Source organism: Roseovarius sp. B-10 (assembly GCF_056859295.1).
Window position 1 is genome coordinate 277,827 of sequence record NZ_JBSXOE010000042.1, and the last position, 18,354, is coordinate 296,180.

The 18,354-nt window shown below is 64.5% G+C and carries 20 protein-coding genes and 2 tRNA genes; 13 read left to right on the forward strand and 9 right to left on the reverse strand.

Features of this window, described 5'->3' with window-relative positions:
• Positions 1–59: 59 nt before the first annotated feature.
• Together AC13D8_RS19020 and AC13D8_RS19025 are read left to right on the forward strand one after the other, a co-directional pair.
• Entirely contained in the window at positions 60–779 is a 720-nt protein-coding gene (locus tag AC13D8_RS19020; protein WP_482970146.1) for an AzlC family ABC transporter permease, read from the forward strand.
• On the forward strand, positions 776–1,102 hold the full coding sequence (locus tag AC13D8_RS19025) for an AzlD domain-containing protein (RefSeq protein ID WP_482970147.1): 327 nt from the start codon (positions 776–778) through the stop codon (positions 1,100–1,102). Before AC13D8_RS19020 ends, AC13D8_RS19025 begins: the two co-directional genes overlap by 4 nt.
• A gap of 70 nt (positions 1,103–1,172) precedes the next feature.
• On the opposite strand, the gene AC13D8_RS19030 is transcribed toward AC13D8_RS19025, so the two are convergent.
• On the reverse strand, positions 1,173–2,120 hold the full coding sequence (locus AC13D8_RS19030) for an L-threonylcarbamoyladenylate synthase (protein ID WP_482970148.1): 948 nt from the start codon (positions 2,118–2,120) through the stop codon (positions 1,173–1,175).
• A 130-nt stretch (positions 2,121–2,250) separates the two neighbouring features.
• Here AC13D8_RS19030 and AC13D8_RS19035 point away from each other — a divergent pair, with 130 nt between their 5' ends.
• The 6 genes from AC13D8_RS19035 (at position 2,251) to AC13D8_RS19060 (ending at position 7,738) form a co-directional block, all read left to right on the forward strand.
• On the forward strand, positions 2,251–3,969 hold the full coding sequence (locus AC13D8_RS19035; protein WP_482970149.1) for an acyl-CoA dehydrogenase: 1,719 nt from the start codon (positions 2,251–2,253) through the stop codon (positions 3,967–3,969).
• On the forward strand, positions 3,969–5,030 hold the full coding sequence (locus AC13D8_RS19040) for an MBL fold metallo-hydrolase (RefSeq protein ID WP_482970150.1): 1,062 nt from the start codon (positions 3,969–3,971) through the stop codon (positions 5,028–5,030). Before AC13D8_RS19035 ends, AC13D8_RS19040 begins: the two co-directional genes overlap by 1 nt.
• Positions 5,027–5,479 carry a DUF6173 family protein gene (locus AC13D8_RS19045; protein WP_129434503.1) on the forward strand — a complete coding sequence of 151 codons (453 nt, stop codon included), beginning with the start codon at positions 5,027–5,029 and terminating at the stop codon, positions 5,477–5,479. Before AC13D8_RS19040 ends, AC13D8_RS19045 begins: the two co-directional genes overlap by 4 nt.
• A 90-nt stretch (positions 5,480–5,569) precedes the next feature.
• Positions 5,570–5,704: an aa3-type cytochrome c oxidase subunit IV gene (locus AC13D8_RS19050; RefSeq protein WP_104019501.1), complete on the forward strand. Its 135-nt coding sequence runs from the start codon at positions 5,570–5,572 to the stop codon at positions 5,702–5,704.
• 24 nt (positions 5,705–5,728) lie between these two features.
• A complete protein-coding gene (locus tag AC13D8_RS19055) occupies positions 5,729–6,343 on the forward strand; it encodes a hypothetical protein (protein WP_482970151.1) in 615 nt (204 codons plus the stop codon).
• Between the two features lie 141 nt (positions 6,344–6,484).
• Positions 6,485–7,738: a DNA polymerase IV gene (locus AC13D8_RS19060; protein ID WP_482970152.1), complete on the forward strand. Its 1,254-nt coding sequence runs from the start codon at positions 6,485–6,487 to the stop codon at positions 7,736–7,738.
• A 92-nt stretch (positions 7,739–7,830) separates the two neighbouring features.
• Here the strand turns inward: AC13D8_RS19060 and AC13D8_RS19065 are convergent, their stop codons facing one another.
• Both AC13D8_RS19065 and AC13D8_RS19070 read right to left on the reverse strand, forming a co-directional pair.
• Entirely contained in the window at positions 7,831–8,730 is a 900-nt protein-coding gene (locus AC13D8_RS19065) for a patatin-like phospholipase family protein (protein ID WP_482970153.1), read from the reverse strand.
• Between the two features lie 22 nt (positions 8,731–8,752).
• The gene (locus AC13D8_RS19070; protein ID WP_129434494.1) at positions 8,753–9,616 is read right to left on the reverse strand and encodes an N-formylglutamate amidohydrolase; all 864 of its coding nucleotides are present in this window, start codon (positions 9,614–9,616) and stop codon (positions 8,753–8,755) included.
• A 141-nt stretch (positions 9,617–9,757) separates the two neighbouring features.
• On the opposite strand from AC13D8_RS19070, the gene AC13D8_RS19075 reads away from it, so the two are divergent.
• From AC13D8_RS19075 to AC13D8_RS19085, 3 genes are all read left to right on the forward strand, one after another.
• Positions 9,758–9,832: transfer RNA gene (locus AC13D8_RS19075), tRNA-Val, on the forward strand.
• An 82-nt stretch (positions 9,833–9,914) separates the two neighbouring features.
• The gene (ykgO, locus tag AC13D8_RS19080; protein ID WP_092695232.1) at positions 9,915–10,040 is read left to right on the forward strand and encodes a type B 50S ribosomal protein L36; all 126 of its coding nucleotides are present in this window, start codon (positions 9,915–9,917) and stop codon (positions 10,038–10,040) included.
• A gap of 157 nt (positions 10,041–10,197) precedes the next feature.
• On the forward strand, positions 10,198–10,512 hold the full coding sequence (locus tag AC13D8_RS19085; protein WP_482970154.1) for a hypothetical protein: 315 nt from the start codon (positions 10,198–10,200) through the stop codon (positions 10,510–10,512).
• Positions 10,513–10,730: 218 nt separating this feature from the next.
• Here the strand turns inward: AC13D8_RS19085 and AC13D8_RS19090 are convergent, their stop codons facing one another.
• Complete coding sequence (locus tag AC13D8_RS19090; protein ID WP_482970155.1) at positions 10,731–11,768, reverse strand: hypothetical protein; 1,038 nt, start codon at positions 11,766–11,768, stop codon at positions 10,731–10,733.
• Positions 11,769–12,829: 1,061 nt separating this feature from the next.
• Positions 12,830–14,131 carry a histidinol dehydrogenase gene (gene hisD / locus AC13D8_RS19095; protein WP_482970156.1) on the reverse strand — a complete coding sequence of 434 codons (1,302 nt, stop codon included), beginning with the start codon at positions 14,129–14,131 and terminating at the stop codon, positions 12,830–12,832.
• A gap of 193 nt (positions 14,132–14,324) precedes the next feature.
• Here hisD and AC13D8_RS19100 point away from each other — a divergent pair, with 193 nt between their 5' ends.
• The gene (locus AC13D8_RS19100; RefSeq protein ID WP_482970157.1) at positions 14,325–14,720 is read left to right on the forward strand and encodes a c-type cytochrome; all 396 of its coding nucleotides are present in this window, start codon (positions 14,325–14,327) and stop codon (positions 14,718–14,720) included.
• Positions 14,721–14,775: 55 nt separating this feature from the next.
• On the opposite strand, the gene AC13D8_RS19105 is transcribed toward AC13D8_RS19100, so the two are convergent.
• The 3 genes from AC13D8_RS19105 to AC13D8_RS19115 are packed head-to-tail and all read right to left on the reverse strand — an operon-like array spanning position 14,776 to position 16,688.
• Positions 14,776–15,243: a DUF2948 family protein gene (locus AC13D8_RS19105; protein ID WP_482970158.1), complete on the reverse strand. Its 468-nt coding sequence runs from the start codon at positions 15,241–15,243 to the stop codon at positions 14,776–14,778.
• Positions 15,240–16,508, reverse strand: a complete 1,269-nt coding sequence (murA, locus tag AC13D8_RS19110; protein ID WP_482970159.1) for a UDP-N-acetylglucosamine 1-carboxyvinyltransferase — start codon at positions 16,506–16,508, stop codon at positions 15,240–15,242. Before murA ends, AC13D8_RS19105 begins: the two co-directional genes overlap by 4 nt.
• A gap of 6 nt (positions 16,509–16,514) precedes the next feature.
• Positions 16,515–16,688, reverse strand: a complete 174-nt coding sequence (locus AC13D8_RS19115; RefSeq protein WP_165375324.1) for a hypothetical protein — start codon at positions 16,686–16,688, stop codon at positions 16,515–16,517.
• A gap of 88 nt (positions 16,689–16,776) precedes the next feature.
• Here AC13D8_RS19115 and AC13D8_RS19120 point away from each other — a divergent pair.
• A tRNA-Thr gene (locus AC13D8_RS19120) sits at positions 16,777–16,851 on the forward strand.
• Positions 16,852–16,920: 69 nt separating this feature from the next.
• Here the strand turns inward: AC13D8_RS19120 and AC13D8_RS19125 are convergent.
• Positions 16,921–17,979 carry a hypothetical protein gene (locus AC13D8_RS19125; RefSeq protein ID WP_482970160.1) on the reverse strand — a complete coding sequence of 353 codons (1,059 nt, stop codon included), beginning with the start codon at positions 17,977–17,979 and terminating at the stop codon, positions 16,921–16,923.
• Between the last annotated feature and the right edge of the window lie 375 nt (positions 17,980–18,354).

The window sequence follows — 18,354 nt, forward strand, 5'->3', positions numbered from 1 at the left end:
GAATCTCCTCCTCGCATCCGATAGGCCAAGGGCGCAACCAGCCCGGAGCGCCCCCGACAGTGTCCAGCCAAAGCACCAATTCGCCCTATTGGCAAGGCGTGCGCGACGGCGCGCCCTTCATCCTCGTGATCGTGCCGTTCTCGATGCTGTTCGGCGTGGTCGGTACCGAGGCGGGACTGCACATCGCGGAAACGATGGCGTTTTCCGTGCTGGTGATCGCGGGCGCGGCGCAGTTCGCGGCGCTGCAACTGCTGACCGACAACGCGCCGACGCTCATCGCGCTCGTCTCGGCGCTGGCGGTCAACCTGCGCATGGCGATGTACTCGGCCTCGCTCACCCCGTGGCTCGGGGCGGCGCCGCTGTGGCAGCGCGCGATCGCAGCCTACTTCACCGTCGATCAGAGCTATGCCTGCGCGGTGGTGAAATTCGAGCAGGAGCCGCACTGGTCGGTGCCCGCGCGCCTGGCCTACTTCTTTGGCGTTGTCACACCGATCTGCCCGCTTTGGTACGTGTTCACCCTCGTCGGCGCACTGGTCGGCAACGCGGTGCCCACGGGGCTGCCGCTCGATTTCGCGCTGCCCATCACCTTTCTCGCGATGATCGGTCCGATGCTGCGCACCCCCGCCCACATGGTGGCGGCGCTGGTGTCGGTGACGCTGGCGTTGGCGCTGGCGTGGCTGCCCTACAACCTCGGGCTGCTGCTGGCGGGGATCGCGGGCATGATGGCGGGTGCGCAGGCCGAGGTCGTGCTCGAACGCCGCAAGGAGGGCCGGACATGATCGAAGGACCCGCCCTGTGGCTCTTCATCGCCGCGCTCGGCCTCGGAACGTTCGGGCTGCGCTTCGTCTTTCTCGGGCTCATAGGCGACCGCCCGCTGCCCGCCTGGCTGCTGCGGCACCTGCGTTACACGGCGGTGGCGGTGCTGCCGGGGCTGGTCGCGCCGCTGGTTGTCTGGCCCGCCGCCACCGGCGGCACGCTCGACGCCCCGCGCATGGCCGCCGCCCTCGTCACCCTCTCCATCGGATATTTCATGCGCAACGTGATCTTCGCCATCTCGGCCGGCGCGCTCACGCTTTTTGCAGGTCTCGCCCTTCTGGGCTGACGGCCCCGGCTTCTCTTTGGTGAAAATACTCCGGGGGAGTCGCGCGGATGCGCGACGGGGGCAGCGCCCCCTAGTCCCGGGGGGCCGCCGCGCGTCGCAACCGGTCGTTGATCGCCCGTCCAAGGCCCCGCTCCGGAATGGGGGCCACGGCAATCCCTGCCGCACCGGTCGCGTCGAGCGCGTGGAGGTGGTGAAAGAGGTTTGCCGCCGCCTCGACCAGATCACCCGTCTCCGACAGGCTCAGATCGCCCGCCACCGCGCCGAAGCCCAGCATCGCCTCGCCTGCCTGCCGCTCCGTCGCATTGAGCCGCACCCTCGCGCCTGGCGCGTAATGCGAGTGCATCTGCCCCGGTGCGGTCAACGCGTCGGCCTCGCCACGCTGCGCGACCGGGGTACCTAGCGCCGCCTCCAGCACCTCGACCGGCACGCCGCCGGGGCGCAGCAGCACCGGATCGCCCGCCAGCCCGAGGATGGTCGATTCCACCCCCACCGGGCAGGCCCCGCCATCCACCACCGCCGCGATCCGCCCGTCCAGTCCGGCCAGCACATGCGCCGCCTCGGTTGGGCTGATCCGTCCTGAAGGATTGGCCGAAGGGGCAGCAACCGGCCCGCCGAACTCGGCCAATAGCGCCCGCGCCACCGGGTGCGCGGGCACCCGCACGGCGAGCGTCGGCAGATCCGCCGTCACCAGCGGCGACACCCTCGCGCCCTGCCGCAATGGCAACACCAGCGTCAGCGGCCCCGGCCAGAACGCGCTCGCCACGATCTCCGCCGCGTCCGACCAGTCCACGAAGTCGCGCGCGCGCTCGGCGCTATCGACATGCACGATCAGCGGGTTGAAGCGCGGCCGCTCCTTGGCCTCGAAAATCGCGGCCACCGCGCGGTCATTGGCGGCATCGGCGCCGAGGCCATAGACCGTCTCGGTGGGAAAGGCCACGAGCCCGCCCGCGCGCCAGATGGCGGCGGCGCGGGCAAAGCCTTGCGCATCCGCTTGCAATGTTTCGGTTGCATTTGGCATCTAGAACCCCTGACGCGGCGTTTCGCTTGCCGCCACGGCGCCACCGGCTACCCTCGGCGGGAAGAGGTTGAATACAGCCCCGCGGCCCGCTTGCCAAGCCGCGCCGGCAGGATGGAAAGGATGAGTGACAATGCCCTATCGCGCCCCTGTCGAGGATTATCGCTTTCTCTTCGAGCATGTGATCGGCCTGCCCGAGGTGGCCGCTACCGACCGTTTTGCCGAGGCAGCACCGGACATGACCGACGCGATCCTGACGGAGGCGGGGCGCATGTGCGAGGAGGTGCTCAGCCCGTTGAACCGCGCGGGCGACCTGCACCCCGCGCACATGGAGAATGGCGTGGTGCGGACCTCGCCCGGTTTCGCCGACGGCTACCGCGCGATCGCCGAGGGTGGCTGGATCGCGATCAGTGCGGACCCTGATCACGGCGGCATGGGGCTGCCTATGGTGCTGACCACGGCGGTCAACGAGATGATGGCAGCGGCCTGCCTGTCGCTGCAACTCGCCCCCTTGATGACACAAGGCCAGATCGAGGCGATCGAGCATCACGCGAGCGACGAGTTGAAGGCCCTCTACCTGCCCAGACTCGTAAGCGGGGAATGGTCGGGCACCATGAACCTGACCGAATCGCAGGCAGGCTCGGACGTGGGCGCGCTGCGCACCCGCGCCGAGCCCAATGGTGACGGCACCTATGCCATAACGGGCCAGAAGATCTACATCTCCTGGGGCGATAACGATTTCACGGAAAACGTCTGCCACCTCGTGCTCGCGCGGCTGCCCGACGGTGTGCCGGGCACCAAGGGGATCAGCCTGTTTCTGGTGCCCAAGTTCATTCCCGATCCGCAAGGAAATCCCGGCGAGCGCAATGCGCTGAGCGTGGTCAGCCTCGAACACAAGATGGGCCTGAACGGCAGCCCCACCTGCGTGATGCAGTATGACGGCGCAACCGGCTGGCTCGTGGGCGAGCCACATCAGGGCATGCGTGCGATGTTCACCATGATGAACAACGCCCGCCTCGGCGTGGGCGGACAAGGCGTGGGCGTGGCCGAGGCGGCCTATCAACACGCCCTCGCCTATGCGCAGGAGCGCCGACAGGGACGCACCCCGGTCGGCGATGGAAGCGGCACGATCATCGACCACGCCAATGTGCGCCGGATGCTGGCCTCGATGCGCGCCGAGACCTTCGCCGCGCGCGCCATCGCGCTGGCCTGCGCCAAGGCCACCGATATGGAGACCGCGACCGGCGCCGATCACTGGCGGGCACGCGCCGCGCTGCTCACGCCTATCGCCAAGGTCTGCGGCACCGAGACCGGCATCAATGTGGCCAACACCGGCGTGCAGCTTCACGGCGGCATGGGCTATATCGAGGAGACGGGCGCGGCGCAGTATCTGCGCGACGTGCGGGTGACGGCGATCTACGAGGGCACCAACGGGATCCAGGCGATGGATCTCGTGGGCCGCAAGCTCGCCGACGGGGGCGAGGCCGTGCTGGCGCTGATCGACGAGATCGAGGCACAGGCCGAGGGCGCGCGCACTACCCTGCCAGACCTTGCCGGGCCGGTCTGGCAGGCGACCGAGAGCCTGCGCGAGGCCACCGACTGGATGCTCGCACAATCCGACATGACCGAGCGCTTTGCCGGGGCGATGCCATACCTGCGCGGCTTTGCCCGGGTGCTGGGCGCGCATTTCCACCTGCGCGCGGCGCAGGCCGAGGGTGGGGACGGCCCTCGCACGCGGCTCGCACGGTTCTACGTCACCCGGCTCCTGCCCGAGCACGCGGGCCATTTCGCCCATGCCTGCGCCGGGGCGGGCGACCTCTATGCTCTCACGCCCGGGGATTTCACGGTCTGATGGACGGGGGAGAGATCATCCGCCACCCGTGGGACAGCCCCCCACCGGAGGGCTGCGCCACCGAGGTCGCGCCCGGCGTGCTGTGGCTGCGCCTGCCGCTGCCAATGGTGCTCGACCATGTCAATGTCTACGCGCTCGACGAGGGCGATAGCTGGACCATCGTCGATACCGGCATCCACTCGCGCAGGGCCGTGGCACTGTGGGAGACGATCCTTGCAGGCCCCTTGCAGGGAAAGCCGGTGGGCCGGGTGATCCTGACCCATCATCACCCCGACCATGTCGGCATGGCGGGCTGGCTGATGGAGCGGTTCGGAGCGGCGCTGTGGGCCTCGCGGACAAGCTGGCTAATGGCGCGGATGCTGATCCTCGACGTCGAGGAGCGGCCCACGCCGCAGGCGCTGGAATTTTCGCGCGCGGGCGGCATGGACCCCGACATATTCGAGGCCCGCGCGCAGCAGCGCCCCTACAATTTCTCCGACACCTGTGCGCCCCTGCCCGTGGGTTACACGCGCGTGAGGGACGGCGCGGTGATCCGCGCAGGCGGGCGCGACTGGGACGTGCATTTCGGCGGCGGGCACGCGCCCGACCATCTGACACTCTGGTCCCGCGACGACGCGTTGGTGATCGCCGGCGACCAGATCCTGCCCGGCATCAGCCCCAATATCGGCGTCTACCCCACCGAGCCCGAGGCCGACCCTCTGTCGGACTGGCTCGCCGCCTGCGCCCGGCTGGCCGAGCACGCGCGCGAGGATCACCTCGTGCTGCCAGGGCACAAGCTGCCCTTTACCGGGCTGCCGCTGAGGATGCGGCAACTGGCTGGAAACCACCACGCCGCGCTCGACCGGCTGCGCGATTTCCTGATCGAGCCGCACACCGCCGCCGACTGCTTTCCGCTATTGTTCAAGCGGCGGGTGGAGGCCGGAACCTACGGGCTTGCACTGGTGGAATCCGTTGCGCATCTCAACCACCTGATGCACGCTGGAGAGGTGACCCGCTGGCGGCGCGCAGACGGTGCGTGGCTCTGGAAGGTTCGCGATCAGGAACAGCCGGGGTGCCCATGACCGACCGTATCGAGACCACCGCCGAACATGCCGAGGCAGCCGCCATGCCGCGCGCCCACGAGGTGCATTCCAAGCCCGGCCAGCCCTGTATCGAGACAGCGGCGAAAGCGCTCAAGAACGGCCCGGCAGAGGACAAGAGCCCCGCCCGCTGGGCCTATGAGCGGCTCATCCTCTACATCCGCAATTTCGAGGAAACGCTCGACGAGGCGCACGAGGTGGCGATGGGCTTTGCCGGGTCGGACGCTGGCACCATTCACATCGAGGGGATGGGCTATTTCGACCCCGATATCGTCACCTTCTACGGTCAGGACCAGCTGGGGATGCGCACGCAGCTTGTCCAGCATGTCAGCCAACTCAGCGTGATGCTGCGCGCGCTGCCCAAGCAGGTCGAGGAGGCCCCGCCCACGCGCATCGGCTTTCGTCTCGCGCAGGATATCGAGGCCGAGTGAGCGCCGCCCACGTCTTGGCGCGTGACAGCGCGCCGGAAATGCAGTAATTCGCTCCCGACCCGGAGTTCAAAGACAAGAGGACCGCAGGACATGGCCGACCACAAGCATGGCGAAATGGATACCACCGTTCAGGAAAAGACCTTCGAGGGTTTTATCAAGATGACCGTCTGGTCGGTCGTCGGCATAGCCGTCTTCCTGATCTTTCTCGCGATGGTCAACGCCTGACCCTTAGTCGGACCGGGGGACAATATGCGGTCGATCCTTCTGGCGCTTGGCGCCGCACTGTTTCTGGCTGGCTGTGCAGCCGAATCGGTCCTCTCGACGCGGGAGGAGGTGGCGCACGCGGCCTATCGCCATGACGGGCCGCCGCGGCTGACCCTCTACACGATGATCAACAACCGCAGCGGCGCGGGCGCGCATTCCGCGCTGATGATCAACGGCCCGCAGCGGGTGATCTTCGATCCCGCCGGCTCGTTCAACAGCCTTCGCTCGCTGCCCGAACGCGATGACGTGCTCTACGGCATCACCCCGGCGGTGGCGGACGTCTATACCCGCTACCACGCACGCAAGACCTATCACGTACGTATCCAGCAGCTCGACGTGTCGCCGGAACTGGCCGCGCGCGCCATCCGACTGATCGAAGCCAACGGCCCGGTGCCCTCGGCGCAATGCTCGCTGGCGACATCGCGCATTCTCGGAGAGCTGTTTCCCGGCCGGGTGCGCAGCGCGTGGTTCCCGAAGAAGACCGCCGACGATTTCGCGCAGATCCCCGGCGTGACCGAGGAAACGCTCTACGAATACGACAGCGACGATAATTCAGGCGTGCTCGCCGCCTGGGACCCCGAGCGCTTTCGCGCGCAGTAGCGTGGTCCGGGCATCCCGCCCCGTGGCCGGTGAAGGTAAAAGCAATCCTCCAGGTTCGCGGCAAACTGTCGGCCGGCGGGTCTTCGTGGCGCGCGAAATCGTGTCCCACTCTTGAGCAACATGCATTAGACTGTTCGCGTCATGCCCAGCCTCTGTCGCGATTGCCTGCACCCGTTCGAGCGCGCCCCGCGCTGCCCCGCCTGTGGCAGTCCCCGGATCGTGGCGCATCCCGAATTGTGGGAGTTGAGCATCGCGCACATGGACTGCGACGCATTCTACGCAAGCGTGGAAAAGCGCGACAATCCCGAGCTTGCACACAAGCCCGTCATCATCGGCGGCGGGCGGCGCGGTGTGGTCTCGACCGCCTGCTATGTTGCGCGCATCCGCGGCGTGCGCTCGGCCATGCCGATGTTCCAGGCGCTGCGGCTGTGCCCCGAGGCGGTGGTGATCCGGCCACGGATGGAGACCTATGCCGAGGTGTCGCGCGCCATCCGCGCGATGATGCTCGATCTCACCCCGGCGGTGGAGCCGCTCTCGCTCGACGAGGCGTTTCTCGACCTCACCGGCACCGCGCGATTGCATGGCGCACCGCCCGCCGTGGTTTTGGCGCGGCTCGTCCGGAGGATGCGCGACGAGCTTGGGCTCACAGGCTCCATCGGGCTGAGCCACAACAAGTTCCTCGCGAAAATCGCCTCGGACCTCGACAAGCCGCAGGGGTTCTCGGTGATCGGGCGCGCCGAGACCGCCGATTTCCTGCGCGAGCAGCCGGTGAGCCTGATCTGGGGGGTGGGCCAGGCCACGCGCGCGGCCCTGCACGACGCCGGCATCCGCAGCTTTGCCGACCTGCTGAGATGGGAGCGGTCCGATCTCGTGGCCCGTTTTGGGTCAATGGGGGATCGGCTGTGGCACCTCGCGCGGGGACAGGACCGCAGGCGCGTCACGGCGAACGCGCCAGTCAAGTCGATCTCGAACGAGACCACCTTCGGCGAGGATATCGCCGATCCCGACCTGCTCGACGGGCACCTGTGGCGGCTGTCGGAAAAGGTGGCGGACCGGGCCAAGGCGCGCGCGCTCGCGGGGCGGGTCGTGACGCTCAAGCTCAAGCACAGCGACCATCGGATCATCACCCGCAGGCACGCCCTGCGCGAGCCCACGCAACTGGCCGACACGCTATATCGTGCGGCACGCGGGTTGATGGACCATGTAACCGCCGGGGCGGCGTGGCGGCTTGTCGGGGTGGGGCTGTCGGATCTCGTGGCCGCGGCAGAGGCTGATCGCGCGGGCGATCTTCTCGACCCCGCAGCGCCGCGCCGCGCCAAAGCGGAGCGCGCCACCGATGCTATCCGCGCGCGTTTCGGCCCGGACGCGATCGTAAAGGGGCGGTCGCTACGGTAGGGCACGCCGCTCGTGAGCGGACTTCGGTTCCGAACTCCCGGTAAAGCTATATTGCAACCCTGCGACGCGATACTGCGAATGAACCGCGTAGATCAGCCCGCGAGATCACTCTCGGCCATTCGACGCGCGGCGTCTCGCATTCTGACATCGGGCGCGGCCCCAGGATCGGTTTCGGCCAGAGCCGTCGCCAGGGTCTGATGGCCAATCTCGTAATTCTGCTGGCCCTTGGTCCAGTCCAGAAAATTGGCGCGCGGTGCGGTCGGCAACTTGACGAGGATGTCGCGGCCCATGTCCATCCGCCCTGTCTCGCGTCGGGAGTTGATGATCATGGACCGGGACAGGATCGAGGGGATGCGCGGGAACCGGTTCTTGCGGCTACGCTTGAACAGGAAGCCGCGCAGCGCGCCCAGACGTCCGGGCAGAGCATCATAATCCGCCTGCACCTGCCAGTTGCTGCCATTGTTGAAATCAAAGACGATACTCGGCCCCGATTTGACCTGTCGCATCGTCTCCAACGGCACGTTCTCCAGCAACCCGCCATCAATCAGCACCTCCCCCTCGCCGGTCAGGATGGGCGGAAGAAGCGCGGGGATGGAGCCGGAGGATCGCACGGCTTTCCATAACGGTCCGGCCCGGTGGACATGGATATCGTTGCGCGACAGGTTGGACGAGACCGCGAAGAACGGCATCGCCAGATCCTCGATCAGGCCATCGCCGAAGAGCTTGGCCAACTGCGCATCGAATATGCGGTGATCGAGTACCGAGTAGAGCGGCACATTAAGACGGTTCATCGCGCGGCTGGTCACGAATATCTCGTTGCAGCGGCGCATGATCTCTTCGACCGGAAGCGCCTGCGCGATGGCCGCCGCCATCGCCGCCCCGAAGCTGGTGCCGCCGATGTAGTCCACGGGAATGCCGGCCTCGGACATGGCACGCAAGGCACCCACATGCGCGGTTCCGAACGCACCGCCGCCGGCCAGCACGACGCCCACGGCACGGTCGCCGGACAGGCGATCACTCGGCAGCGAGCGGCATCGCCTGCGCGCGCCCGATCTCGGTGATCTCTTGGATAACACCGCACATAAGCCGCCGGAATGCCTCGAAATTTCCGTTTGGACGGATCAGCCGCTCGTTCATGTAGAGCGCGCGGTCGATCTCGATCTGAACGGCGTGGCGCCCGCGCGAGGGGCGCCCGTAGGCCTGCGTGATATAGGCCCCGGCAAAGGGCGTGTTGCGCGTGACCATGAGCCCGGCACGGGTAAAGGCGGCTTCGATCCGGTCCACGATCTCGCCGTCGGCCGCCGCGCCGAACCGGTCGCCCAGCACGACCTCGGGGCGGCGGAGGCCGCGGCTCGCGACCGAGTCCATCGCCTCGTGGGGCATGGAGTGGCAATCTATCAGGATCGCCTGCCCGAACATCAGGTGCGCCTGGTCCAGCTGGCCCTGCAGCGCCTCGTGATACGGGTGCCAGAAGTCGTCGATGCGGTGGCGGGCCTCGGCGAGGGTGATCTTGCCGGAATAGATCGCGCGACCGTTGGCGACGACGCGGGGGATGACGCCGAGGCCCGAGGCGATGCGGGGGTTGTGGCCCTGCCGGCTGACCCCCTCGATCAGCGCCGGGTCAAGCTCGTCCGGGCTTCGGTTGAGATCGACATATGCGCGCGGCGCCCCCGCCCGCAAGAGCGGCGCGCCGGCCCGTGGGGCACTGTCAAACAGTTGATCTACATAGGCATCTTCGGATGAGCGCACCGAATGTTCGTTGAGCCGCGTGCGCCGCAGGAAGGACCACGAATAGTCCCGCCCGCTATGCGGAGAGGCGAACACCACCGACGTGGTGCGGCGCTCGGGGTGGGTGAGATGATACGCGGCCTTGGGCATCGGGGACTCCTCGGGGGATATAATAGACGGAAATCGCAGCGCTAAAAGCCCTTGATCCCTCCCCCGACTCCTTTTATACGCCAGCGGACCGGCGCGGAATTCCGCGCCCCTCTTTGTTACGGGGGGCGGGGGGCCGGGTCAGGGCGATTAGCTCAGCGGTAGAGCACTTCGTTGACATCGAAGGGATCACAAGTTCGAACCTTGTATCGCCCACCATCGAATTATCGTTGCGTGTCAAGCACGTAACACCCGCAACCCCAGGTGCGCCGGCGCGTGCCGCGACAGACAGGAGACGACCATGAAGGTGCGCAATTCGCTGCGTTCTCTGAAGAACCGGCACCGCGATTGCCGTGTCGTGCGCCGCAAGGGCCGCGTTTACGTCATCAACAAGACCCACCGCAAGTTCAAGGCGCGGCAGGGCTGAAACCGGGCTGAGACCGGGCCCGCAGCGGCCCGTCCCTCGCCACGAAGCTACAGGTTCGGGGCGTGAACCGCACGGTTCGCGCCCTTTCGCGTGCGCGGGGGTAACGATTTGTTCACCGCCCCGCGCGAGGCTGTCCGTCCCAATCCAGAGGACGGCCATGACCGAGCAGATATTTCCCCCCGTTCCCGAGATCACCATCGAGACGCTGCGCCGCTCGCTGGGTGCCTGCCTCGACGAGGTGCGGCTGAGCGGGCAGCAGCGGATCGTGATGCGGCGCGGGCATCCGGTGGCGGGGCTCGTGACGGTGACGGAGGCGCGGGCGCTGTGGACCCTCGACCACGAGAGCGCGGTCTATTCCGAATGGCGCATGAGAGAACGCCTCGACACCCTCGCCCGCCGCCGCGATGCCGTGAGCCGGCAGGCCGAGGCGGAGCGAAGGGCGGCGTTCGAGAGGGGGGTGTTGGGGAGGTGAAGGGGGGGCCTAGCAGTGGCCATACTCAGGAACGTTACGAATGCCGGGAGTCAGCCCCAAGGACGACATTCATTCTGCGTGTCCACAAGCTGGCCCATCCGCAGGCACGGCGGTCTTCGGATACTCACTGCGCATGCGAACGCACCCTAGTCTCAACACGGAAGCGGACATTGTGCTAAGGTCACCCTGACTACAGCCTGTACTGCCAGGAAAACACTTCACTCATCAATTGCCTGAATGCTTGTTGGTGCGTGCAGCATTGTTTCTGCATCGGTCTTTGGAGTGTATAGGAGAACCGCCGCTGGGACTTTAAGGTGGTCATATACAGCCGCCGCGAGATAGGCTTGCGGCCTATCTGAAGTATGGAAAACACTGCAGAAGCATGCATTTGCGATGTGGCAAATGTCCGCTTGTCCTCCAGAAAAATCAATCCTCGCTCTCTCCGTATCCTTCCGATGTTTTGGCTCCCTCCAATAACCAAGTAGGAACAAGAGCTGCGCGAGCCGATAAACTTTCTCCCAACTTGGATCAACTAGATGCGCATCAGCGCGATTTGAAGGTATGCGAGACGGCCCTCCAAGAAACTCCTCAACCAAAACAGAGGTGCCATCGTGTTGTTTTGCTGCTTCAATGATCCGTTCAACAGCACCCGTTCCAGTAAAGTTGTTGATGCGGGCAGGATCCAACTGTTCAAGCCGAATGCCATCCTCTTGGCTCAATTGTTCCAAGAGATCGTTCTGGGCTTTGCGGGCATGCGTCTTCTTCGCTTCTGCCTCGCGCGTGACCATTTCCGCTAATTCGGGAGGGAACTCTGAAACATCAAAATCCAGCAGCCGATCAAGGTCTGTCAGCGCCATTTTGGATACGTCCTCAAAGGATGTTGTTTCAATTCCGCCAATAAGCTTCTGAAGAAAGTCACCAAGTCCGAAGCCGCCGACAGATAAGAAATTCTGCATATCTTCGTGGATTTGCCTGCGTTCATCGCGGTTCTTGACAGTTATCCTGAAGTCCGTTGGCGTGCTTCCTACGGTGTCGGAAATTGTCTCAAGAAATCTGGCGCCGACTGCGTCAAGCTGTATGTCTAATTCTTCTCTTTTCGTCTCGTTGCGTGCCCCGAGAAGCTCTTGGATGGTCTGAGTGGAATAGCAAGGAATACAAGAGTCCGATTGGCCAATGGCCTGTCCCAACGATGACATCTGCCCACCGAGAAGATGGTTCCACGAAGATGTGTCGAGGTAAATGGTAAGTTTAACCATATAAGTATCCTTTTTGTGAGCCGCAAAATGCGTGCGGCTACAAAAGACGCGTCGTCGTATGAGGTGTTGGCCTCGTATTGTCCGATCCGCGTTATTGACGAGCGGCGGCGTTGAGCAGTTGTGGTGTGGGGGGACGGATTTGCACCGTCCCCTCGCGGTCTACCAGCTCAAACCCAGGGCCGATCCGCCATCTTGTGGTTGGCGTGGCTGCTCACCCAACTAGGCCCACAGAACCGCGAGAGCATCCATACCAGTCTTAAACGTTGCTTTCATGAAGTCCTCCATCGGCAGGGTGAGATTGATGTACAAGTCCACGCAAGCCCAGAGGATGAACAGCCACGCCCCAACATCTCCGACGGTGAAACCCAAAGTCTTCAACGCTGACCTCGAACAGTCACTGTAGTGAAAATGGTGTATTTCCGGAGAAGAAGCAACGTCCGCTTTCACTTAAACTGTAGGATGGCATCCATTGATACGGTCAACGGCAGTCGTGGATCGCAGGGGGCGAAGATTTATGGCGCGACCCAAGACTTTGCAAAGTCCCCTCCCTGCGCAAACCCGACCATAATCGCGCGCGGCAAGCATAAGATGCGAGGCAATGGTGGGCTTCCCTCACGCTGCGGCTTGGGTCCGGCCCGTAACGAACCTCGGGAACGATGCGCTGAGCCGCGCGGGCGGCCGACCGTGGGTGGGCGCTGTTTCGGTCAGGCGGCGCGCTTTATGGTGCAAGATACTTCCTCGTTTGCCGCTGCTTATAGCGTTGCAAAAGCGCCCGCCCTTGGGGGCGGTCGGGCGCTCGCGCGGCGGCGTGCAGGCACGCCTTGATTCCGCGCGGGGGAGGGTTGGGCGGTCGGTGAGAGGGAGGCAGGCGCAGGGCGCGCGCTGTGACGGCGGGGCGGCGTGATTTATAGTGAAAGATACTGCTATCTTATCAACAGCTTGATACGTCGGAAAGCGCCCGCCCGTGCGGGCGGGTCATGCCGGGGGCATGCCTTCGGCATGACCGCTCGCGCGGCGGCGTGCAAGCACGCCTTGATTCCGCGCGGGGCGATCCCCCTCCCCTACCGGTTCAAATAATCCAGCCGCGCGCGGACCGACAACCCGTGCGCCTCTAGGCTCTCGGCGTTGGCCAGCGTCTCGGCGGCGGGGCCGATCCTGGCGAGGGCCTCGGGGGTCATCTTGGCCAGCGTCGTGCGCTTGAGGAAATCCATCACCGAGAGCCCGGACGAGAACCGCGCCGAGCGCGCCGTGGGCAGGACGTGGTTGGGCCCGCCGACGTAATCGCCGATGGCCTCGGGCGTCCAGGCGCCGAGGAAGATCGCGCCGGCATGGGTGATCTGCGTAGCGAGCGCGTCCGGGTCAGCGACGCAAAGCTCCAGATGCTCTGGCGCGATGCGGTTCGACAGGGCCGCGGCGGTGGCGAGGTCGGGCACGGTGATGATGGCGCCGAAGTCGCGCCAGCTTGCCCCCGCGATGGCGCGGCGCTCCAGCGTTTCGAGCCGGGCCTCGACGGCGGCGGCGACGTCGCGGGCGAGCGCTGCGTCATCGGTGATGAGGATGGCCTGCGCGCTCTCATCATGCTCGGCCTGGCTGAGCATGTCGAGGGCGATCCAGTCCGGGTTCTGGCCCGCATCGGCGATGACGAGGATTTCGGAAGGCCCGGCGATCATGTCGATGCCGACGCGGCCAAAGACCCGCCGCTTGGCCGCCGCCACGTAGGCGTTGCCGGGGCCGGTGATCTTGTCCACGGGCGCGATGCTCTGTGTCCCGTAGGCCAGCGCCGCGATGGCCTGCGCGCCGCCGACGCGGTAGATCTCGTCCACCCCGGCGAGGCGCGCGGCCAAGAGGACCAGCGGGTTGGCGCGGCCATCGGGTATCGGCACGGTGATGGCGAGGCGCGCGACCCCGGCCACCTTGGCGGGAATCGCGTTCATCAGCACCGAGGACGGGTAGGAGGCGAGGCCGCCGGGGACGTAGAGCCCCGCCGCGCCAACCGGCGTCCATCGCCAGCCGAGGGTGGCGCCGTCGGGGTCGGTCCAGCTTTCGTCCTGCGGCATCTGGCGGGCGTGGTAGGCGCGGATGCGCTCGGCGGCGAGATCCAGCGCGGCGCGCTCGGCATCGGGCACCTCGGCCACCAGCGCGTCGATCTCGGCGCTGGAGAATCGCAGGGTCTGGGGCGAGAGCGCCACCCGGTCGAATTTCGCGGTCAGCTCTATCAGCGCCGCGTCGCCGCGCGCGCGGATATCGGCGATGATCGCGGCGACGGTGTCGTCCACGTCCGCGCTGTCCTCTCGCTTGGTGCCGAGCAGGGCGGTGAACCGGGTCTCGAAATCGGGCGCCGTCGAGTCCAGAAATACAGGCATTGTGCTCTCCTTGGTCTCCAGAGCCATAGAACGTTGTGCCGGGGGTCTCAACACGTGAAGGTGAGGGAGCAAGACCAAAACATATTCACATGTCACTGATCTAGATTAATGACACACGCCCTGTGACCCGTAATGCTCGGCTATCGAATGCTCTTCGATGAAATGCGCGAATGTTTCCATGGAGGGACACACAATGACGTCGATTTTCAAGAGTGTTTCCGTGACGATTACCTGCCTTCTTGCCGGTGCTGTTCAGGCCGATGAGCTGGGCAAGGCTGAGTACATGAGTGCCTGCGCCTCGTGCCACGGAGAGAGCGCGGCCGGAGACGGCCCGCTGGCCGAGTTAATGACCGTGCCGGTGCCCTCGTTGACGGGGCTGAGCGCGGCCAATGACGGCGCGTATCCGATGCTAAACGTGATTCACACCATCGATGGTCGCCAGGGGACGCGTGGTCATGGCTACCCGATGCCCGTCTGGGGAAGCCGATTCAAGGCAGAACTGGAGAATACCGGGCCCTACGGCGCGGAGGTCCTGGTGCGGGGGCGGATCCTGTCGATCGCCTATTACCTCGAAACGCTGCAAGAGTAACGCGGCACGGGTCTCCCCGTGCCCGGGGCTTATGCGCCATGGGCACGGGGATGGATCAATCGTGTGACGGAACCTTGCCCGAGGGGGCGCGGTAGGGGCGGGTGACGTCGCGGAGCGTGACCTCCAGCGCCTCGATCTCGAGCCGGATCGCGCCGTCGCCGGCGAGCGTCAGGATCAGGTGGCCCGTGCCCTCCTCGCCCGGCTCGAACGTCACCGACAGCAGCGACAGCACGGTATCGGGATCGTCGCGGTCGATGCCCTGACTGGCCACGCCGAGCACGTTTTCCACAACCAGAAGCGATTGCGCGCGTTCCGGCCCGTGACGCTCGCGGCCCTCGTCCTCCCAGCGGAAGCGGTTGAGGAGCAGCGCGAAGCGGTGACGGCGCGCCTGCCAGCGCATTTCGGTGATGGGAAACACGGCGTCTTGCGCCAGTGCCGAGATCACCTTGAGATCGTCAGGGTCGAAGGCGCCCAGATTGAGCGGCGTCTCGCGCCCGTCCTCGAACGTGGCATCGTCGGTCATTGGCCGGTAATCCTTTCGATTCTGGCGCCTACGCCGCCCAGCTTTTCCTCGACGCTCTCGTAGCCGCGGTCAAGGTGGTAGACGCGGTTGACGATGGTCTCGCCCTCGGCCGCGAGCCCCGCGAGGATGAGCGAGACGGAGGCGCGCAGGTCGGTGGCCATCACCGGCGCGCCCTTGAGCGTCTCGACGCCGGTGACGGTGGCGGTGCCGCCCTGCACGTCGATCTGCGCGCCCATGCGCATGAGTTCGGGTGCGTGCATGAAGCGGTTCTCGAAGATGCGTTCCTCGAGCACCGAGGTGCCCTGGGCCGTGCACATGAGCGCCATCATCTGCGCCTGAAGATCGGTGGGAAAGCCGGGGAACGGCGCGGTCACCACATCGACGGCGCGCACGCGGCCGTTGCGGCGCGCGACGGTGAGGCCGGCCTCGGTCTCGGTCACGTCGATGCCCGCCTCGTCGAGCTTCTCGCAGAAGGCGGCCAGCAGGTCGATCCGCCCGCCAAGGCAAGTCACCTCGCCGCCGCAGATCGCGGGGGCGAGCATGTAGGTGCCAAGCTCGATGCGGTCGGGCACGACCGCGTGGGTGGCGCCACCGAGCCGGTCCACCCCCTCGATGGTGATGGTGTGCGTGCCCTCACCCTCGATCTGCGCGCCCATCTTGCGCAGGCATTGCGCGAGATCGACGATCTCGGGCTCGCGCGCGGCGTTGTCGATCACCGTGGTGCCGCGCGCCAGCGTCGCGGCCATCAGCGCGTTTTCCGTGGCCCCGACCGAGACCATGGGAAACGTGACCCGGCCGCCCCGCAGCCCGCCGGGGGCGCGGGCGTGCACGTAGCCGTCGCGCAGGTCGAGCTCGGCGCCCATCGCCTCTAGCGCCTTGAGGTGCAGGTCGACGGGGCGCGCACCGATGGCACAGCCGCCGGGCAGCGACACCACCGCGTGCCCGTCGCGCGCCAGCATCGGGCCGAGCACGAGGATCGAGGCGCGCATCTTGCGCACGATGTCGTAATCCGCGCGGTGGTTGGTTATGCTATGCGACGACAGCGTCAGCACCTGCCCGCCCTGCATCTGCGCCACCTCTGCGCCGAGCGATTCCAGCAGCGTGCTCATGGTGCGGATATCCGACAGGCGCGGCGCGTTGGTCAACGTCAGCGGCTCTTCGCTCAGCAGCGTGGCGGGCATCAGCGTGAGGCACGCGTTCTTGGCCCCGGCAATGGGAATCTGCCCGTGAAGCGGCCCGTTGCCGGTGACGACGATGGAATCCATTTGGCTCTAGTCCTTCTGCTCTTCGCCGTGCCCTGCCTCGGTGTGCCCGGCCTCTCCGGCGGCCCGCGCACGCATCTGTGCCTTGCGCCGTGCGAGATTGGCCTTGAGGGCGGATTTGAGCCTGTCCCCGCGCTCTTTCGGCGCGGCTTTGCGGGTTTCTGGCTTGGGTTTATCGCTCATGCCCCCCCTCTTACAGGAGGTGCGAAATAGCGTCCAGTTACCCCTTGCGCCCCCGGCGAGAAGCGTCTAATCACCGCGCCACATCGGCGCTGCTGTAGCTCAGAGGTAGAGCACTCCCTTGGTAAGGGAGAGGTCGAGAGTTCGATTCTCTCCAGCAGCACCATGAAAACATCAAGAAAACCAAATACCTGCGAGAGATCCGCGCCTTGCGCTTGCCGACTCCTATACACGATCATTGGGGCGGGCTATCCACCTTCTCTGCCACGTCATCCGTGTAGCTTGCCAGAGATTGGTCGTCATCCTCAAAAGGACTGAGAAACCCTCTTGCTCTTCCGTAGCTAGTTTCTCCCAAGATCAATGCCGGAATTTCCTCTCGTGGCACTGATCTACTACCTCCATTCTCAAAACTGAAAGGCACACTAGCCTGAAGATTTGGCATGCCAAAGTAATTACCAACAACCGGCGGACTACCTTCAAAAAACCATCCTGATCGTCGCGCTTCCGGTAATGTAAAATCCTCGGGCAAGGATGGTTCGATCTTCAAGTGCGATATATTGCAATGGCTTAAGCTTAAATCAGAGGTCTTACGGACGTCGTGTAAAATTAGATTTGATCGAGACAAATCGCATCCGATAAATTTACAACCACCAGTAATAATAATCTTGGCGTCGGATAAATCACAACTCCAGAATATAATGTTCCTATCCACCCTGAATTGACGACCTCTGAGGCTTAGTTGATAGACCCCAAAGTGTAAGCGATCTTCCTTTATTTTATTGAAGTCATGCAAGAAATTTCCCGGAGATGATGAGGGGATTGGACGATTCAACCACTTATCATAAGCCGCCTCCATATCTTCCTCGCAAGCCGCCTTAAACGCCTCGCGGGCTGCTCTAAGGCTTTCACGATACTCTTCTTGAAAGAAGCGATAGAGAGCATTTGTGAGAAGGTTCGCGTCACCTGAGTCCTCTTTCCGCAGTCGATCAATTAGGTCAATCGCCAACTCTTTTGTTGCTCTTTCTGAAGAATTCAGAAGTTTAACCGCCGACGTTCGCCGTTCAATTGAAAGTTTCTCTGTGTCGTTGGAGAGTGCCTTTTCGATTGAGGTCAGTCTCCATAAGGCCAAAATTATTCCCCCTGGAGCAGCGGCTGTTAGCATGTAATTTCTTATGATTGCAGATCGCTCTACAGCATCTAAGGAATCGCTAGGAAGGAAGAGCAGCAAAACAGACCCAACGGAAATCAAAATGATGACCACACAAACCGTGACAAGTATCGTTAATTCTCTCATGATCCACTCGTTGCTCAGCTTCTTGCTTTATGGCAAACGCTACTTTGCCGAAAACGCGACCCAAACCTGCGTCTATCCACGCCTGACCGCCCATTAACTACAACGTAATCTCCATGATATCAAAAGCGTTCAGGCCCGATACGGTCCGGGCGGACGGAACGTGGCAAGCTTTGGTTCTAGACACCTCGAAACTACGAGCGAAGCCTTCGCGCGTCTCGCCCACACTCCTTCTAACCCGAAAAATTCATGAGAAGGCGGCGGAGGTAGCGTAACCATCTGAAACATTGTATGTTTTGGTTGTTGACGCCAAACATGCAGTTTTCAGGAGGACGACCTCCGCCATGGTCAATTCTACGTGCTCCGCACCCCGCCTGT

Coding starts and splice junctions, on each gene's coding strand:
- AC13D8_RS19025 (WP_482970147.1), top strand. CDS start 776: ATGATCGAAGGACCCGCCCTGTGGCTCTTCATCGCCGCGCTCGGCCTC.
- AC13D8_RS19070 (WP_129434494.1), bottom strand. CDS start 9,616: ATGCCCAAGGCCGCGTATCATCTCACCCACCCCGAGCGCCGCACCACG.
- AC13D8_RS19045 (WP_129434503.1), top strand. CDS start 5,027: ATGACCGACCGTATCGAGACCACCGCCGAACATGCCGAGGCAGCCGCC.
- murA (WP_482970159.1), bottom strand. CDS start 16,508: ATGGATTCCATCGTCGTCACCGGCAACGGGCCGCTTCACGGGCAGATT.
- AC13D8_RS19085 (WP_482970154.1), top strand. CDS start 10,198: ATGACCGAGCAGATATTTCCCCCCGTTCCCGAGATCACCATCGAGACG.
- AC13D8_RS19100 (WP_482970157.1), top strand. CDS start 14,325: ATGACGTCGATTTTCAAGAGTGTTTCCGTGACGATTACCTGCCTTCTT.
- AC13D8_RS19035 (WP_482970149.1), top strand. CDS start 2,251: ATGCCCTATCGCGCCCCTGTCGAGGATTATCGCTTTCTCTTCGAGCAT.
- AC13D8_RS19040 (WP_482970150.1), top strand. CDS start 3,969: ATGGACGGGGGAGAGATCATCCGCCACCCGTGGGACAGCCCCCCACCG.
- AC13D8_RS19050 (WP_104019501.1), top strand. CDS start 5,570: ATGGCCGACCACAAGCATGGCGAAATGGATACCACCGTTCAGGAAAAG.
- AC13D8_RS19030 (WP_482970148.1), bottom strand. CDS start 2,120: ATGCCAAATGCAACCGAAACATTGCAAGCGGATGCGCAAGGCTTTGCC.
- hisD (WP_482970156.1), bottom strand. CDS start 14,131: ATGCCTGTATTTCTGGACTCGACGGCGCCCGATTTCGAGACCCGGTTC.
- AC13D8_RS19125 (WP_482970160.1), bottom strand. CDS start 17,979: ATGAGAGAATTAACGATACTTGTCACGGTTTGTGTGGTCATCATTTTG.
- AC13D8_RS19115 (WP_165375324.1), bottom strand. CDS start 16,688: ATGAGCGATAAACCCAAGCCAGAAACCCGCAAAGCCGCGCCGAAAGAG.
- AC13D8_RS19060 (WP_482970152.1), top strand. CDS start 6,485: ATGCCCAGCCTCTGTCGCGATTGCCTGCACCCGTTCGAGCGCGCCCCG.
- ykgO (WP_092695232.1), top strand. CDS start 9,915: ATGAAGGTGCGCAATTCGCTGCGTTCTCTGAAGAACCGGCACCGCGAT.
- AC13D8_RS19090 (WP_482970155.1), bottom strand. CDS start 11,768: ATGGTTAAACTTACCATTTACCTCGACACATCTTCGTGGAACCATCTT.
- AC13D8_RS19055 (WP_482970151.1), top strand. CDS start 5,729: ATGCGGTCGATCCTTCTGGCGCTTGGCGCCGCACTGTTTCTGGCTGGC.
- AC13D8_RS19105 (WP_482970158.1), bottom strand. CDS start 15,243: ATGACCGACGATGCCACGTTCGAGGACGGGCGCGAGACGCCGCTCAAT.